At 40.6% G+C, this 18,356-nt stretch carries 9 protein-coding genes, 2 tRNA genes and 3 rRNA genes; 4 read left to right on the top strand and 10 right to left on the bottom strand.

Annotation, left to right across the window (positions count from 1 at the left end):
* Positions 1-10 precede the first annotated feature (10 nt).
* The 8 genes from KO02_RS05275 to KO02_RS05240 form a co-directional block, all read right to left on the bottom strand.
* On the bottom strand, positions 11-880 hold the full coding sequence (locus KO02_RS05275) for a cbb3-type cytochrome c oxidase N-terminal domain-containing protein (RefSeq protein WP_038696455.1): 870 nt from the start codon (positions 878-880) through the stop codon (positions 11-13).
* 2 nt (positions 881-882) lie between these two features.
* Positions 883-1,074 (bottom strand): hypothetical protein, encoded by a 192-nt coding sequence (locus tag KO02_RS05270; RefSeq protein ID WP_038696453.1) that lies wholly within the window; start codon positions 1,072-1,074, stop codon positions 883-885.
* Positions 1,075-1,088: 14 nt separating this feature from the next.
* Positions 1,089-3,227 (bottom strand): cytochrome-c oxidase, cbb3-type subunit I, encoded by a 2,139-nt coding sequence (ccoN, locus tag KO02_RS05265; protein ID WP_038696451.1) that lies wholly within the window; start codon positions 3,225-3,227, stop codon positions 1,089-1,091.
* Between the two features lie 465 nt (positions 3,228-3,692).
* A 5S ribosomal RNA gene (gene rrf / locus KO02_RS05260) occupies positions 3,693-3,804 on the bottom strand.
* A 112-nt stretch (positions 3,805-3,916) separates the two neighbouring features.
* Positions 3,917-6,803, bottom strand: a 23S ribosomal RNA gene (locus KO02_RS05255).
* Positions 6,804-7,028: 225 nt separating this feature from the next.
* A tRNA-Ala gene (locus KO02_RS05250) sits at positions 7,029-7,102 on the bottom strand.
* Positions 7,103-7,113: 11 nt separating this feature from the next.
* Positions 7,114-7,190 (bottom strand) — tRNA-Ile (locus tag KO02_RS05245).
* 121 nt (positions 7,191-7,311) lie between these two features.
* A 16S ribosomal RNA gene (locus KO02_RS05240) occupies positions 7,312-8,841 on the bottom strand.
* Together the 16S, 23S and 5S rRNA genes with 2 tRNA genes alongside form the textbook arrangement of a ribosomal RNA operon.
* A 1,726-nt stretch (positions 8,842-10,567) precedes the next feature.
* Between KO02_RS05240 and KO02_RS05235 the strand changes: the two genes are divergently transcribed.
* From KO02_RS05235 to KO02_RS05220, 4 genes are read left to right on the top strand one after another with little or no spacing between them, the layout of a single operon-like run.
* Positions 10,568-12,076 (top strand): ankyrin repeat domain-containing protein, encoded by a 1,509-nt coding sequence (locus KO02_RS05235; RefSeq protein WP_038696449.1) that lies wholly within the window; start codon positions 10,568-10,570, stop codon positions 12,074-12,076.
* 4 nt (positions 12,077-12,080) lie between these two features.
* The gene (locus KO02_RS05230) at positions 12,081-12,566 is read left to right on the top strand and encodes a DUF2271 domain-containing protein (protein ID WP_038696447.1); all 486 of its coding nucleotides are present in this window, start codon (positions 12,081-12,083) and stop codon (positions 12,564-12,566) included.
* A 6-nt stretch (positions 12,567-12,572) separates the two neighbouring features.
* Positions 12,573-14,756: a PepSY domain-containing protein gene (locus KO02_RS05225; RefSeq protein ID WP_038696445.1), complete on the top strand. Its 2,184-nt coding sequence runs from the start codon at positions 12,573-12,575 to the stop codon at positions 14,754-14,756.
* Between the two features lie 23 nt (positions 14,757-14,779).
* Entirely contained in the window at positions 14,780-15,745 is a 966-nt protein-coding gene (locus tag KO02_RS05220; RefSeq protein WP_200878602.1) for an FAD:protein FMN transferase, read from the top strand.
* A gap of 19 nt (positions 15,746-15,764) precedes the next feature.
* Here KO02_RS05220 and ccoS read toward each other — a convergent pair whose 3' ends face one another.
* Positions 15,765-15,941 carry a cbb3-type cytochrome oxidase assembly protein CcoS gene (gene ccoS, locus KO02_RS05215; RefSeq protein ID WP_038696441.1) on the bottom strand — a complete coding sequence of 59 codons (177 nt, stop codon included), beginning with the start codon at positions 15,939-15,941 and terminating at the stop codon, positions 15,765-15,767.
* A 25-nt stretch (positions 15,942-15,966) separates the two neighbouring features.
* Positions 15,967-18,354, bottom strand: coding sequence for a heavy metal translocating P-type ATPase (locus KO02_RS05210; RefSeq protein ID WP_038696438.1), 2,388 nt, complete (start codon positions 18,352-18,354; stop codon positions 15,967-15,969).
* Positions 18,355-18,356: the final 2 nt, after the last annotated feature.

Genomic DNA, 18,356 nt, shown 5'->3' with positions numbered 1-18,356 from the left:
ATATTACTTTTTACCGAACTATCGTTGAATCAACTCCTGCAGGACTTTCATCTGCTGATACATAGGTCACCTCAATACCCTGCGGTTCTTTTGGATTTGCAGGCTTAGTATCTCGAATAGAAATGATATAGCTGCTCACCTCGGCAATTTGTGCTGGCGTTAATGTTTGCTCCCAAGGCACCATACCCTTATCTGGGATACCATACTTAACCGTTTTAAAAATATCTTTAACTTCACCTCCATGTAGCCAATATCTATCCACTAAATTGGGTCCTATACTTCCTTCACCAGCTCCTCCATGACAGGCGACACAATTGGCTTGAAAGATTGCACTACCAGCTGCTACTTGAGACGCATCATATATAACATTGGATTCATCGACCAAATTAGCTGCTTGAGCAAGATATTCCTGACGTGCAATTTCGGCTTTACCCATCTCTTGTACATATTCTTGATCTTGATTCATTCCCCAACTGAACACATGATAAATCAATAGATAAACAACCGCAAAAGCCATTGACGAATAAAATAAAGCATTAAACCATATTGGAATTGGATTATCCAGTTCCGTAATGCCATCATATTCATGATCGATCATCAGGTCTTTTTCTTCAGAAATCGGACGTAAGCCCAATAAATTATTCCAAAAGGATTTTCGAGATTCCTTTCTTCTAATTTTCACTGATTTCTCCTCTTCAAGTATATGTGGCATTGTCATTCGTAGGATCGAACGCATTGCCTTATTAACTGTCAGTGCTGATATCAGCAAAACAATCATTGTAACAACAAACACAATGATTAAAATATCCTGATAGACACTACCTGAGCCCAACGTCCAGGTTTCTACATTAGAAATTGTTGTATTTAAAAATAAACCCATATTTATAAACTATCTGATGATTGACTATTGTTATTATCATCCTCTTGGAATGGAATATCCTTCATATAAGAAATATGCTCTTTATTCATTCTAAACAACATAATACCGACAATAATGAAGAATACTAGAAATATCCATAATGAAGCGATCAGATACAGTTCGCTACCATTTAAATTTGTGATTTGTTTGAACATAATGCCGCTATTTTTTAATTTTGTTCATCTACGATTTCGTCCTGTTTCGGCTCAGCTTTAATATCTGTTCCCAATCGTTGTAAGTAGGCAATCATGGCAATGATCTCTCTATTAGCCAATACATTAACCTGATTTTTCTTCAAGTCATCAACAATAGCCTGTGCTTGCTTATCCAAATCCGCTTGAGCATGAGCAATCTCTTGATCACTATAAGGCACACCCAAAGTACGCATGGCTTTCAATTTAGCCGTCAGTAACGAGTTGTCTAATTCTTGATCGATCAACCAAGGATACACAGGCATGATACTACCTGGAGAAGTAATAGTAGGATCTAACAGATGGTCAAAGTGCCATTTATTCGGATATTTACCACCGATACGATGCAAATCAGGACCAGTCCGTTTTGACCCCCATAAGAACGGATGATCGTACACATATTCCCCTGCTTTACTGTATTCACCATAACGCGCGGTCTCCGATCTAAAAGGACGAATCGATTGTGTATGACAATTCACACAACCCTCCCGGATGTAAAGGTCGCGTCCTTGGATTTCTAAAGCCGTGTATGGTTTCACACTTGCTATCGTTGGTATATTAGATGAAATTGTAAAAGTGGGAATCATCTCTACCACACCTCCTATTAGAATAGCGATCAATGCGAGTACCATAAACATAACAGGCTTACGCTCCAGACGACGGTGAGTCGATTTTTCGTTCGTTGTTAGGGGCAATAGAGCAGGCGCTTGAGCAGGTTCATCAGCTAACAATTTACCTTGTCGCATGGTTTTTACCAAGTTGTAGGTCATCAATATAGCTCCACCTAAATATAAAGCTCCACCAAAAGCACGCATCATATGCATCGGAATAATTTCCAATGTTGTCGCTAAAAAATTGGGATATTTCAAAACACCTTCAGGTGTAAATTCCTTCCACATTAAGCCCTGTACAACCGCTGCCCAATACATGGGAATTGCATAAAATAAAATCCCCAATGTACCGATCCAAAAATGCGCAGATGCCAATTTTTTAGAATATAATTCCGTTCTATAAATACGAGGAATCAACCAGTATAAAATTGCAAAAGTCATAAAACCATTCCAGCCCAAAGCGCCAACGTGTACGTGTGCAACTATCCAATCTGTAAAGTGTGCAATTGCATTCACCTGTTTCAAAGACAACATAGGACCTTCAAACGTTGCCATACCATAACATGTCAAGGCAACCACCATAAATTTCAGAACAGGTTCAGTTCTAACTTTATCCCATGCACCACGGAGCGTCAATAAACCATTGATCATACCTCCCCAACTTGGAGCAATCAACATAATGGAAAATGCAACCCCTAACGATTGAACCCATCCAGGTAGTGCCGTATATAGCAGGTGATGAGGACCTGCCCAAATGTAAATGAAGATTAAAGACCAGAAATGAAGAATACTCAACTTATAAGAATACACAGGACGATTAGCCATTTTAGGTAAAAAATAATACATCATACCTAAGAAAGGAGTCGTCAAGAAAAATGCTACAGCATTATGACCATACCACCATTGCACTAAAGCATCCTGTACTCCAGAATATACATAGTAACTTTTCCAGCCCGATACCGGCAGCTGAATAGAATTGACAATATGTAAAACAGCAACAGTAACGAAAGTAGCAATGTAAAACCAAACCGCTACATACATATGTCGCTCCCTACGCTTGATAATTGTACCGAACATATTGACTCCAAACACCACCCAGATTAAGGTGATACCCAAGTCAATCGGCCATTCCATTTCTGCATATTCATGACTAGTCGTCAATCCAAGAGGCAAGGTAATTGCCGATGCTACAATGACTAATTGCCAACCCCAAAAATGGATTTTACCAAGTAAATCACTGAACATCCGTGCCCTAAGAACCCGTTGCAAAGAATAGTATACGCCCATGAAAATTGCATTACCTACAAATGCAAAGATTATTGCATTTGTATGAACAGGCCTAATACGGCCAAAGGTGGAAAATTGAATTCCAAAATTCATCGCCGGCCATACCAATTGGGTAGCTATAAGTAGTCCAATGGACATACCAACTATCCCCCAAATTATGGTAGCGATTCCGAAATTTCTGACAATCTTATTGTCATAATTAAACTGCTCTAACTGCATTACTTATAATATTGATTTCTTAATCAAAAGTAGAGCTAGTTTTATGACATTAAAATGATAACGATGACCAAAAAAAATAACATTCGTCACATATTTATATGAAAATGGTAACATATGAGCAAAATAAACGCTCAAATTGGATATAAATTTGAAAACAAAGGTTCTATTTAGGAAATATATAGTAATTATAAAGATGATATTGAGGATTCAATATCGCTATAGCAGTTACCAGAAGCTTCAATTCGACGTAAAAAGAATAATAAAAACACGATGAATCTCATGTATATGACATTAATTTTCCGTTGATAGCGGAATAAAGGAAACAAGTTACAAAGGGAGAAATAAAAATAACTTAGCTCTCAACAGGTAACAGCTCTAGCGATATTTCCGCTCCGGCGGTGCTGTCCCCCAGAAAATCCGGAACACAAAAAAACCCTTGCTGTCATGCAAGGGCTTCCGTATAAAAAAAGGCACCGACCTACTCTCCCACCTGTTACGGCAATACCATCGGCTCTGGCGGGCTTGACTTCTCTGTTCGGAATGGGAAGAGGTAGACACCGCCGATATAGGCACCTAAAATAAGGTTATCAGAATATAGCAACACTATCCATTATGGATAAAAGTCACCATCTGATCTATAGACAATTGAAAGAAAAACTAAAAGAGGAAGACAACAGTGTCTGCGTTGCTTGAGAAAGCTTCGGGTGATTAGTATTGCTCAGCTATGGTATCTCTACCTTTACACCTGCAACCTATCGACGTAGTAGTCTTCTACGGCCCTATAAGGAAGTCTCATCTCGTGGCTAGTTTCGCACTTAGATGCTTTCAGCGCTTATCTATTCCCGACGTAGCTACCCAGCCGTACACCTGGCGGCATAACTGGTTTACCAGCGGTCAGTCCATCCCGGTCCTCTCGTACTAAGGACAGATCCACTCAAACTTCCAACGCCCACAACAGATAGGGACCGAACTGTCTCGCGACGTTCTGAACCCAGCTCGCGTGCCACTTTAATGGGCGAACAGCCCAACCCTTGGGACCTTCTCCAGCCCCAGGATGTGACGAGCCGACATCGAGGTGCCAAACCTCCCCGTCGATATGAGCTCTTGGGGGAGATCAGCCTGTTATCCCCAGCGTACCTTTTATCCTTTGAGCGATGGCCCTTCCATACAGAACCACCGGATCACTATGTCCGTCTTTCGACCCTGTTCGACTTGTTGGTCTCACAGTCAAGCAAGCTTATGCCATTGCACTCCTCGTACGGTTACCAAGCGTACTGAGCTTACCTTTGAAAGCCTCCGTTACCTTTTTGGAGGCGACCACCCCAGTCAAACTACCCACCAAACAATGTCCTCGATATAACCGAGTTAGAAACCGGATACAGAAAGGGCGGTATTTCAAGGTTGATTCCATGACTCCTAGCGAAGCCACTTCAACATCTCCCGCCTATCCTACACATCCTGTACCCAATTCCAATGTTAAGCTATAGTGAAGGTGCATGGGGTCTTTCCGTCCCGTTGCGGGTAATCGGCGTCTTCACCGATACCACAATTTCACCGAGCTCATGGCTGAGACAGCGCCCAGATCGTTACACCATTCGTGCAGGTCGGAACTTACCCGACAAGGAATTTCGCTACCTTAGGACCGTTATAGTTACGGCCGCCGTTTACTGGGGCTTCGATTCAATGCTTCTCTTACGATGACATCCCCTCTTAACCTTCCAGCACCGGGCAGGTGTCAGGCCTTATACTTCATCTTTCGATTTTGCAAAGCCATATGTTTTTGTTAAACAGTCGCCTGGGCCTTTTCACTGCGGCTTCTCCATTGCTGGAGGAAGCGCCCCTTCTCCCGAAGTTACAGGGCCATTTTGCCGAGTTCCTTAGCCATGATTCACTCGAGCACCTTAGGATTCTCTCCTCGACTACCTGTGTCGGTTTACGGTACGGGTTTTTATAACCTGAAGCTTAGCGGGTTTTCTTGGAAGTCTGTTTACCTGCTCTATCAACGCCGCCGAAGCTTTGCTGTACTATTGGGTTTCAGCAGGGTCGGCGGATTTGCCTACCGTCCCTATACCTACGCCTTTCAACGAACTATTCCGTCAGTTCGCGGCAGTGTCACTACTCCGTCACCACATCGCAGTTATAAAAAGTACTGGAATATTGACCAGTTGTCCATCGGCTTGCTCCCTTCGGATGCGCCTTAGGCCCCGACTAACCCTGATCCGATTAGCGTTGATCAGGAAACCTTAGTCTTTCGGTGGGCGGGTTTCTCACCCGCCTTATCGTTACTTATGCCTACATTTGCTTTTCTATGCACTCCACGACCCATTACCAGATCGCTTCACCGTAAATAGAATGCTCCCCTACCAGATGTATCTAATGATACAAATCCATAGCTTCGGTAATACACTTGATGCCCGTTTATTATCCACGCCCGGCCGCTCGACTAGTGAGCTGTTACGCACTCTTTAAATGAATGGCTGCTTCCAAGCCAACATCCTAGCTGTCTAGGCAACCGGACCTCGTTAGTTCAACTTAGCGTATATTTAGGGACCTTAGCTGATGGTCTGGGTTCTTTCCCTCTCGGCCTTGGACCTTAGCACCCAAAGCCTCACTGCCGGCCATATCTTATAGCATTCGGAGTTCGTCTGGATTTGGTAGGATTTGACTCCCCCGCACCCAATCGGTAGCTCTACCTCTATAAGACTCTATGCCGACGCTGTTCCTAAAAACATTTCGGGGAGTACGAGCTATTTCCCAGTTTGATTAGCCTTTCACCCCTACCCTCAGGTCATCCGAAAACTTTTCAACGTTTATCGGTTCGGTCCTCCATTACATGTTACTGCAACTTCAACCTGCCCAAGGGTAGATCACAAGGTTTCGCGTCTACCTCATCTGACTATGCGCCCTATTAAGACTCGCTTTCGCTTCGGCTGCGTGGCTGAACCACTTAACCTTGCCAGACAAGAGTAACTCGTAGGCTCATTATGCAAAAGGCACGCCGTCACTGCACCTGGCAGCTCCGACCGCTTGTAAGCACACGGTTTCAGGTTCTTTTCACTCCTCTGTTCGAGGTTCTTTTCACCTTTCCCTCACGGTACTAGTTCACTATCGGTCTCTCAGGAGTATTTAGCCTTATCAGATGGTGCTGACAGATTCCCACAGGGCGTCTCCGACCCCGCGGTACTCAGGGTACTGCTAGGCTAGCATTCTATACGTGTACCGGGCTATCACCGTTTATAGCTGGGCTTCCCATCCCATTCCACTTCTGTTTGCTAATGCCACTTCGCAGCCCTACAACCCCACTGATGCCGTAACATCAATGGTTTGGGCTCTTTCCCGTTCGCTCGCCACTACTTGGGAAATCATTATTATTTTCTTCTCCTACGCCTACTTAGATGTTTCAGTTCAGCGCGTTCGCGTATTATACAACATACCTTCAGTATGCTAGGTTGCCCCATTCGGAAATCTTCGGATCGAACTCACATTTGCTAATCCCCGAAGCTTATCGCAGCTTATCACGTCCTTCATCGCCTCTGAGAGCCTAGGCATCCCCCGTGTGCCCTTATTTACTTTCTTCACCTCATAGCCCTTTTGCTACTATGGGTTGCTTTTTGATATATATAACCATGATGCTACGCATTAATCCGTTCGGCCTTGACCGAGGGTCTTCATAATACATCGAACACATCACAGTATTGTCTCTACTGTTGTCTTCTCTTGTAATTTTTTTCTTTCAATATGTCAAAGAACTCTTTGTCGCCCTTATAATGAACACAATATCTTGGTGTTCGGGCAGACCTGTGGAGAATATCGGAGTCGAACCGATGACCCCCTGCGTGCAAGGCAGGTGCTCTAGCCAGCTGAGCTAATTCCCCGTATCGTTTTATGGTAGTCCCGAGCAGATTTGAACTGCTGACCCCTACATTATCAGTGTAGTGCTCTAACCAACTGAGCTACGGGACTAGCTTATCATTCTCTCTCTGGACCATCCTACAGGGATGGGCACATTTCTTCAAATGTTTCTTTTTGTTTCTTAATATAAATCATGTGTATACGTAACGAGCTTCAATCTTGAATGCTCTAGAAAGGAGGTATTCCAGCCGCACCTTCCGGTACGGCTACCTTGTTACGACTTAGCCCCAATTATCGGTTTTACCCTAACACGCTCCTTGCGGTTACATGCTTTAGGTACCCCCAACTTTCATGGCTTGACGGGCGGTGTGTACAAGGCCCGGGAACGTATTCACCGCGTCATTGCTGATACGCGATTACTAGCGAATCCAACTTCATGAGGTCGAGTTGCAGACCTCAATCCGAACTGTGAATGGCTTTTAGAGATTAGCATCATATTGCTATGTAGCTGCCCGCTGTACCATCCATTGTAGCACGTGTGTAGCCCCGGACGTAAGGGCCATGATGACTTGACGTCGTCCCCACCTTCCTCACTGTTTGCACAGGCAGTCTGTTTAGAGTCCCCGACATAACTCGCTGGCAACTAAACATAGGGGTTGCGCTCGTTGCGGGACTTAACCCAACACCTCACGGCACGAGCTGACGACAGCCATGCAGCACCTAGTTTCGTGTCCCGAAGGACTGATCCGTCTCTGGATCATTCACTAACTTTCAAGCCCGGGTAAGGTTCCTCGCGTATCATCGAATTAAACCACATGCTCCTCCGCTTGTGCGGGCCCCCGTCAATTCCTTTGAGTTTCAATCTTGCGACCGTACTCCCCAGGTGGATAACTTAACGCTTTCGCTTGGACGCTTACTGTGTATCGCAAACATCGAGTTATCATCGTTTAGGGCGTGGACTACCAGGGTATCTAATCCTGTTTGATCCCCACGCTTTCGTGCATCAGCGTCAATGCTAACTTAGTGAGCTGCCTTCGCAATCGGAGTTCTAAGACATATCTATGCATTTCACCGCTACTTGTCTTATTCCGCCCACTTCAAATAGATTCAAGTCCTACAGTATCAAAGGCACTGCGACAGTTAAGCTGCCGTCTTTCACCACTGACTTATAGGACCGCCTACGCACCCTTTAAACCCAATAAATCCGGATAACGCTTGGATCCTCCGTATTACCGCGGCTGCTGGCACGGAGTTAGCCGATCCTTATTCTTCAGGTACATTCAGCTACTTACACGTAAGTAGGTTTATTCCCTGACAAAAGCAGTTTACAACCCATAGGGCAGTCATCCTGCACGCGGCATGGCTGGTTCAGAGTTGCCTCCATTGACCAATATTCCTTACTGCTGCCTCCCGTAGGAGTCTGGTCCGTGTCTCAGTACCAGTGTGGGGGATTCTCCTCTCAGAGCCCCTAGACATCGTAGCCTTGGTGAGCCGTTACCTCTCCAACTAGCTAATGTCACGCGAGCCCATCCATATCCTATGAATATTTGATCATCGAGTGATGCCACTCAATGATGTTATGCGGTGTTAATCTCTCTTTCGAGAGGCTATCCCCCAGATATGGGTAGGTTGCTCACGCGTTACGCACCCGTGCGCCACTCTCATCGGTTCGTAGCAAGCTACTCCCCGAATCCCGTCCGACTTGCATGTATTAGGCCTGCCGCTAGCGTTCATCCTGAGCCAGGATCAAACTCTCCATTGTAAAATGAAGTGTAAGATCAAGACTATTTATAATAAATAGAATTGTCTTGTATTTTATTTCTGATTCTAAAATTGAACAGGTTGATTTTTTTTAACTTTCGTCGTTTCTCAACACTACTCGTTACGTTACATGATTATATTTTTAAAGAACTTTTTCCGCTTCCGCATCTCGCTTCGGCTATATGATGTCGGCATTGCGCCGTTATCGATCTTGTTTTGGTTCCCTTCGTTTCCGTTGGGACTGCAAAGGTAGAGATCTTTTTGGTATATCCAAAATAAATGTGAAAATTTATTTTTGGAGACCTTTTCGATTTCTGCGTCTAAATAACATAGACCCTCTTTTTTTCATTGTCCGTCCTTTCGAACAGACCGTTCCTCCCTTGCGGAGTGGTGCAAAGATAGACCATTTTTATATTCACTTCCAAACGTTTTCTTGCTTATTTATTGAGGAAGAGGTTAACTTGCTGTATCATTGAACGATTGATTTCTGAAAGAGCCGAACTGAGGGTTGGATATCGCCCAAAAAGCAGGTGCTATGGTCGATCGCTCCTTTATGATGGCCGATCGCATGTTTCTTATTACAGCGCTATAGATTAAGTGTGGATACACAATAATAGACGGAAAGACCAGATTGCTCCTTATACATAGTATATAGTAAACGCATATTGTACCACTATAGATAAGTATGGATGATTATCAATAGAACAGAATGTTCAATCGCTCCTTATATATAGTATAGATACTTATTGTTCTACTATAGATAAGTATGGATGATTATCTATAAATCTAAATGTACAATAATAGACAGAAATGATTAATACTTCCTTTTCTATAGTATACCGTGCGTACATTATTGTCTCTTTATTAGAATAAGTGTGAATACGCAATAGTAGAACGAGATGCCCCCCTTTATCATAGCATACTTTGGGTTCGATCGATAAGTGTAGGTCACTATCAATAGCCCGCGAAGAATAAGACCGATTATTGAGTAAAACAGCAGATATTCAATATGCAGATCCTACTTGGATATAACCTGAGTAATATGAACTAGGTACCAACTTCGGTATTAAAATAGGTATAGATTAGATATACCTTAGTATTAGTAGGGGGTTAATAGAGATATACCCCTATTAACCCTCTACTAACCCCCTATAATACCACTCTTAATACACTATTAAATATGAAGTTGGTACTAATTTGATATCAACTTATTAATAAGCTGATTTCCGGACCTTAATAATCACCTAAAGGATTTCAATTGCCATTCGTTATGGACAACACATTAAACTCTCCCAATAAACCAAAATACACCAACTGTTACCCAAAACATCATATAGAAAAACAAAGGGGTCCTTAACGGTTCGCCTGTTCATACGATAGATGAACCTATTCCTTATAATCGGAATAAGAATTGGATCCATCTCTCAACAATGACAAGAAACCTATGAAATCTAACAACTCTCAAATCTTAAGCACAGCTTCAACCCATTATAGTCAACTTATATATAGGACCCGATTTTAGATTGACACCAATGGATCCCACCTTATATAATAAGCTATCCTAAACTAAAAGGAGATCTCTCGCTATTTAAATTCAGCACCTATCCTCTCCATTAATTCTAAATTTAATTTTATTTTTTTTTGAAATCATATAATATTTTATAGATTTGCCTACTATTTAGATTTAGTATAAATAAAATCAACACTTAAAATATTCAACTCAAAATATGAAAAAGATATTCTTAGCAGCTTTACTTTTTTCTGCTCTATATGGGAAAGCCCAAAATAACAATACATTAATGAACGCTGACTTCTGGAAAGGTGCTCCAACACTAGCAGCAGTCAAAACTGAAATATCAAAAGGAAATAGTCCTTCTAAACCAAATGCCGCGTCATTTGACCCCGTAACAATGGCTATTCTAAATAAAGCTCCAAATGATGTTATTCAATTTTTAATTGAACAAGAAGGTAACAGCGTTACTAAAAAAACACATCATAGCCGTAGTTATCTACACTGGGCAGTATCAACCGGAAACATCGAACTTGTAAAATATCTAATAGCTCATGGTTCTGATGTCAACTACCAAGATAGCCATGGCTACCCTATTGCGGCATATGCAGCTTCTACAGGAAATAAAAATACAGCAATCTATGATCTTCTATTTGAAGCAGGTGTCAATCCAAAACAAAAATATGAGGATGGGGCAACATTGTTATTGTTAGCAGTAGCATCGGATGATGATTTAAAAGTAACCGATTATTTTATATCAAAAGGATTATCCGTAACAGAACGCGATAATTTTGACCGAACTGCTGCTGACTATGCTGCAAAATTAGGCAACATAGGTATTATCGAAAAACTTATAGCAAGGGGTGTAAAACCTACAAATGAAGCGCTTTTCTTCGCTACGCAGGGATCAAAGCAAATTACAAACGGTATTGAAACGTATAAATATCTAGTAGAAACCCTTCATTTAGACCCTAAAGCGACAAATAAAGATGGTGCAACGATTCTTCAAGCGCTAGTTCGTAGACCCAACATAGAAATCATCAACTATTTTTTGGATAAAAATGTAGACGTTAACAAGGCTGACAAAGAGGGTAACACTGTACTTATGATTGCTTCTGCTGGAAAAGATGCTAAGTTGGTCGAGTTATTACTATCGAAAACCAATAACATAAACGCCATTAATGATAAAGGCGAATCCGCATTGACAAGAGCAATTACAAGTGGTCCATCTGAAATTGCGTCCTTACTTCTAAAAAATGGAGCGGATATCAAGATCTTAAATAAGGATGGAAATAATCTAGCTTACTACTGGCTGAATTCATACACAGAAACGGCTCCTCAAGGATCTCGTGCTGCTCAAGGAGGAAATCAACAGGGGAATAATTTTGAAGAAAAGCTAACCTTACTGAAAGACAATGGACTAACAGTTACCGATCTTCAGAAAAATAAAAGCTCGCTATTGCACTTAGCTGTTGCGAAGGAAAACTTAAACCTAATCAAAAGGGTTGCTTCAATGGGAACTGATATCAACGCGCAGGACAATGATGGCATGAGTCCCTTACATAAAGCGGCATTAATCGCAAAAGACGATACTATTCTACAAGAATTGATTTCGATTGGTGCTAAGAAAGACCTTATGACATCATTTGATGAAACCGCTTATGATTTGGCAAAGGACAATGAATTTCTTACGAAAAACAATGTATCTATCGATTTCTTAAAATAACAGTATGAAAATTTCACTAAAATATATCCTACTTATATCCGTTATCACGCTTTTCAGCGCAAATTCATTTGCGCAAACTAGCAAATTCAAATGCATGATTCAAATGAATAGCTACGAAGGCGAAGGTGCTTACGTTATCATATCATTAATCAACCCTAAAGGAGCTTATGAAAAAACGCTTTCTGTTTTGGGGCCAGATAAACAATGGTATAATACCCTAAAGGAATGGCACAAGTTTCAAACAAAGTCCAACGGAAAGTTGAGTGCAATTACTGGTGCCTCAGTTGGTGGAGGCGATCGTGCAATGAGAACAATTGAAATTGACGATGCAAAGTTAAACAAAGGATATAAACTACGTTTTGAATCTGCTGTTGAAGAACAAAAATATCATGTTACAGATGTCGAAATACCATTGACCGTAGAATCGCTTGCTGAACGCGCCAATGGTAAGGGATATATCCGATTTGTAAAATTAAGTAAAGTCCAATAAGTAATAATGACCTTATCCATATGGAGGTATGCACATTTAGCTCTTGCCGTAGTATCATCCCTATTTTTACTCATTCTTTCCTTAACCGGAATTATATTAGCGATAGATGCTGTTAACGAAAAAACACAAGCATACCAAGTAGAAAATTCGAGTTCCATAAACCTTGCGCAATCCATAACAGGATTGCGCAAGGTTTATCCTGAAATCATTGAAATAGCAGTCGATCACAATCAATTTGTCAGTATCGATGCATTGGATGAGGAGGGCAATACCATAAAAGCCTATATCAATCCGATAACGGGTGCAGTATTAGGTGAAATTAAACCCAAAAGTCAGTTTATACAATGGACGACTGCATTACATCGCTCCTTATTTCTCCATGAAACAGGACGTATCATAGTCGGCATAGTTTCCTTTTTACTCTTACTGATTAGCATAAGTGGAATTGCGCTCATCCTTAAACGTCAACAAGGAATCAAGAATTTTTGCGCTAAAATAAATCGCGATTTCTTCGCTCAATATTTCCACGTTGTCAGCGGTAGACTATTCTTAATCCCAGTACTCATCATCGCCTTAACTGGGACATACTTATTTATGGCTCGCATGGATCTTATGAAGAGACCAAACGAAGAAATCAAGCATAAGCTTATAGGTGGTACTGAAAATAAAAAAATAGAAGAATTCCGTATTTTTCAAGAGAACACGTTTGCTGATCTTGAAAAAATAGACTTTCCTTTTATGGACGATGATCCAGAAGAGTATTACACCCTTAAGTTTAAAGACCGCGTGGTAACCGTCAATCAATTTAATGGCGATATAATCAGCGAAGTCAAATATCCATATACCGCAGCTCTAGAAAAACTTAGTCTTGATATCCATACGGGTAGAACAAATGTTATCTGGGCAATTATCCTAGGTCTCGCTTCATTAAACATCGTTTTTTTCATCTATTCAGGATTTGTTATTACTTTCAAGCGAACAAAGACTAAGGTTAAGAACAAATATAAAGCTGATCAAGCAGAAATCATTATTTTAGTAGGTTCGGAAAATGGATCCACTTTATTCTATGCCAATCAAATACATAAACAATTGTTAGGAGATGACAAGCGTTCTTTTCTTACCTCAATGAATCAGTACGGTAAATATCCGAATGCTCAGCATCTGATTATATTCACCTCTACTTATGGAATCGGGACAGCACCAACCAATGCCTCAAATTTTGAAGAATTGGTTCTGAAGTTCCCGCAGAATAAACATGTACACTATAGCGTTGTAGGATTCGGCTCGCGAGTTTACCCTGACTATTGTGCGTACGCTGCACAAATCGACGAAATTCTAGAAAAACAGAATTGGACTACCCGATTCTTAGCGCTGCATAAGATCAATGATAAATCAATTCCCGAATTCACAAACTGGATTCATCATTGGAGTGAGAAATCATGTATAGCCCTAGCTACAGCACCTTCATTATATCAAGCAAAAGTTGACGGGATTAGAAAATTGAAAGTGATCAAAAAAACAGGGGAAGATCACGCAACATTTACAGTTTTACTAAAACCACAATCAAAACTAAAATTTGAATCAGGCGATCTCTTGGCCATTTACCCCGCCCATGATAATAGAGAACGGTTCTATTCTATTGGACAAAATAATGGGATGATTCAGCTTGAAGTAAAATTGCATGAAAATGGATTGGGATCAAATTTTCTATATCAATTAGCGGAGAACGATATCATTCGTGCTCGTGTGATGCGTAATCCTGACTTTCACTTTCCAAAAGTACCAGCAGTCATTATGATTGCAAATGGAACAGGTATAGCTCCATTTTTAGGAATGATCCGCAATAACAAGAACACAGCTATTCATTTATATGCTGGCTTTCGATATGATAACAGTCTGACGCAACGCTATCAAGATTTCGCTCGAGAGCAAATTGCAAATAACCACCTCAATACATTTCACTTTGCTTATTCAAGAGAGCAAAAGTCACAGTATGTCATGGATCTGATTAAGCAGGATGTTCTTCTGTTCTTAGCACATTTAGAAAGTGGAGGCGTTATTATGATTTGTGGATCACTCCGTATGCAACGCGACGTGGAGCAAGTTATTGAAGAAATAACGTTATTACATAAAGATAGAGCATTAAGTCATTATAAGGAAAGCAATCAAATCTTAACAGATTGCTATTAATGTAAATCGTCACGCAACAGATTATGAAGTTTTTGTATACGCTCGCTACTTTCCTACTTTTCCATTACAGCTACAGCCATGCACAAATTGTCGTGAGGCAACAAGCTACTTTGATGGGCTCTGTATTTGAGATTACTGTCGTTGACCACGATAGCACAACAGCGCATCATCATATTGATTTGGTAATTGCTGAAGTATCGCGTATTGAGAATCTCATATCAGAATGGCGACCTGAAAGTCAGATTTCAGAAGTTAACCGCAATGCAGGGATCAAGCCAGTAAGGGTAGATCGCGAAGTTTTTAATTTGACAAAAAGGGCAATTGCATATGCACAACTTTCCAATGGGGCTTTCGACATCAGCATCATTGCTTTAGACAAAATCTGGCAATTCGACGGATCAATGACGGCATTACCTTCAGAAGAAGTAATTCGTAAATCGGTCGAAAAAGTAGGTTATAACCACATTATTTTAGATAGCATAAATAGCAGTATTTACCTCGCCTTGCCTGGTATGAAGATTGGTTTTGGATCAATTGGAAAAGGCTATGCTGCCGATATGGGTAGAACTTTGATGCAGGCGAAGTCTGTTAAAGCAGGAATCGTAAATGCTTCTGGCGATATCGCCACTTGGGGTCTTCAGCCTAATAACAAACCTTGGTTAATCGGGATTAAAAACCCCTTTAAGTCTTACAAAACGATTAAAATACTGAAGATGAAAGAAAGTGCTGTTGCAACATCAGGTAGTTACGAGAAATATGCTGAGATTGATAACAAACGATATGCCCATATCATCAATCCAAAAACGGGTATCCCTGCAACCGGTCTCACGAGTGTTACGATCTATGGTCCATCAGCAGAATTTGCCAATGCATTAAGTACGTCCATTATGGTCCTAGGCCAAAAAGAGGGTGTAAAATTGGTTAAAAGATTCCCCGATTACGACTACCTATTCATTACAGATAAAGGCAAGGTGTTAAAGAGTAACTAGGTACTCCTCATGCCCACTACTATTTTTTAAGCACCTGCTTAGGTTCTATCTCTTCCAAATCATCATCAAATAAAATACGGACAGAAGGTGTATAGGTATCATCATGCTGTCCTGTTTTATTAGCCCAAAAGAATGCCCCTAAAAATATTAAAGCAAGAAATACACTACACCCAATCAACATAAAAATAATACTCATACACTATTTGTATTTAATAAAATCACTATAAGCCTCTCCTCTTGGCATACCAATGTGTCAACAAGCTCGTAAAAGATATAATGGTGACAGTACTGATGGGCATCAATATCGCAGCAAATAATGGCGACATCTGACCTTGGACGGCAAAACTCAACCCAATGACATTATAGAAAAGTGAAATACCGAAACTCAAATGTATCACACGTACCACATCTTTACTAAAGTCAAAAAATTGCGGTAATTTTTCGAACGAAGCACCATCCAAAATTGCATCGCAACCAGGTGAAAAATTATTGATATCATCACTAACTGCGATTCCCAATGCGGCAGCCTTCAATGCTCCAGCATCATTTAAGCCATCACCAAGCATACAGATATGTCTTCCATTTTCTTGGATTAAGTTTATAATTTCCAATTTATTCAATGGCGATTGATTAAACATGAGTTGGGCTGTTGGTGGAAAAAGATCCTTCAAAACATCTTTTTTATGATCATTATCACCAGAAATCAAATGCAGATCATATTTTTTTAAGTTATGTATAACACCCGATAATCCTGGACGCCATGACTGTTCCATGGAGAAACAACCTTTTACTTCACCATTGATCGAAACAAATACGTGGGATTCTTCACCAATAGTTTTAGAAGCACCGACAAATCGGGCGCTCCCTATCTTGACGATCGCTCTACCAATATGCGTAACCGACCCCTCACCTACACTTTCCTGATAGCTATTTACCGGGACAGCTTCTATATCCTCCATCCATTTGACGATCTCTCTGCTCAAAGGATGACTTGAATTACGACAAGAAGAATATACTAATCTTTTTTCCTCTGCGGTTAAGAAACCTTCAAAAGCAATCCCATTCACCATTGGAGAAGAAATTGTTCCTGTTTTATCAAAAACTACGGTATCGACCGTAGCCATCTGTTCTACTGTTGCTGCATTTTTGGCATAAAATTTATTTCGATCGAACACACTTAAAGCGGCTGCAAGGGTAAAAGGAGAACTTAATGCCAATGCACAGGGACAGGCAATAATCAATACTGCTGTAAAAGCACCCCAAGCCTTGTTGCCATCTTGGTCTATCATCCAAAATACTGTCGCAGAAACAGCAATCAATAATAAAACAATCGTAAAATATTTACTGATGTACCCAATAAAGGTTTGGAATGGCTTATCGTAGTGTTTATAATTTTCATTATTCCACAATCTGGTTAAATAAGACTGGGATACAGACTTGACGACCTCCAACTCGATGGCTTTAGCCGTTTGACGCCCTCCTGCATAGATGACTTCACCCAAAGTTTTGGCAACTGGTTTTGATTCTCCTGTTACAAAACTAAAGTCTATACAAGCTTCTCCATTTAACAATAGCGCATCAGCAGGAATTATTTCATTATTACGTACCAGAATACGATCTCCGATCTGTAGGTCAGCAAGCTGTATCGCTTTTTCTTTTCCGTCGACTATCGTGGTGACTGCCACTGGAAAATAACTCCTATAATCCCGTTCAAAAGATATATGATGATAGGTTTTTTCCTGTATCCATTTTCCTATCAAAATAAAAAACACCAAACTACATAACGTATCTGCAAAGCCTGCTCCTGACTGCGTGATGACATCATACGCAGTACGCACAAATAAGATAAAAATCCCTAAGGCCAATGGTACATCCAGATTTAATCTTTTTTGGCGAATACTTAGAAATGCAGATTTAAAATAATCTGATGCACTATAACACAGTACAGGTATCGCAAATAATAAATTTGCATATCCAAAAAACAAAGAATATGATTTTTCAAATGATGCAAGTCCGAAATATTCCGGAAAACTCAACATCATGGAATTTCCAAAACAAAACCCCGCAACTGCTATTTTAGCAATTAATGGATTTGAATTCGCTTTTTTTCCTTCTTTAACGATATCCTGCAAGGTAACTTTAGGCTCATAGCCAATACTTATCAATAAGGCGACAAGATTGCGAAGCGATAGATCTTGGTGTTTAAATGTGATACTCGCCTGTTTTTTCATAAAATCGACCTGCGAGGATAGCACGTTTGGATTTATTTTATATAAATTTTCTAACAACCAAATACAAGAGCTACAGTGAATGACAGGGATATAAAAAGTAACGATGGTAATCTGCTCCCCTTTAAAATCAATCAATTTATCAGCAATTACTGGTTCATCTAAGTATGCCAGATTTGCAATTTCCCCTTTATTCGATTTACCAGGATGTTGATTGTAGCGATAATAACTTTTCAGATTATTATCATGTAGAATCTGGTATACCGTCTGACAACCTAAACAACAAAAATCATGATCATCGTACCTATAATCGCTCGAAAGAAGCGCGTCACCACAATGAAAACAAGATTGATTTACTTGGATATCCTTAATTTCAACCATTG

The organism is Sphingobacterium sp. ML3W (genome assembly GCF_000747525.1).
Classification (GTDB): Bacteria; Bacteroidota; Bacteroidia; order Sphingobacteriales; family Sphingobacteriaceae; genus Sphingobacterium.
This window is presented reverse-complemented; position numbering and strand designations above follow the sequence as displayed.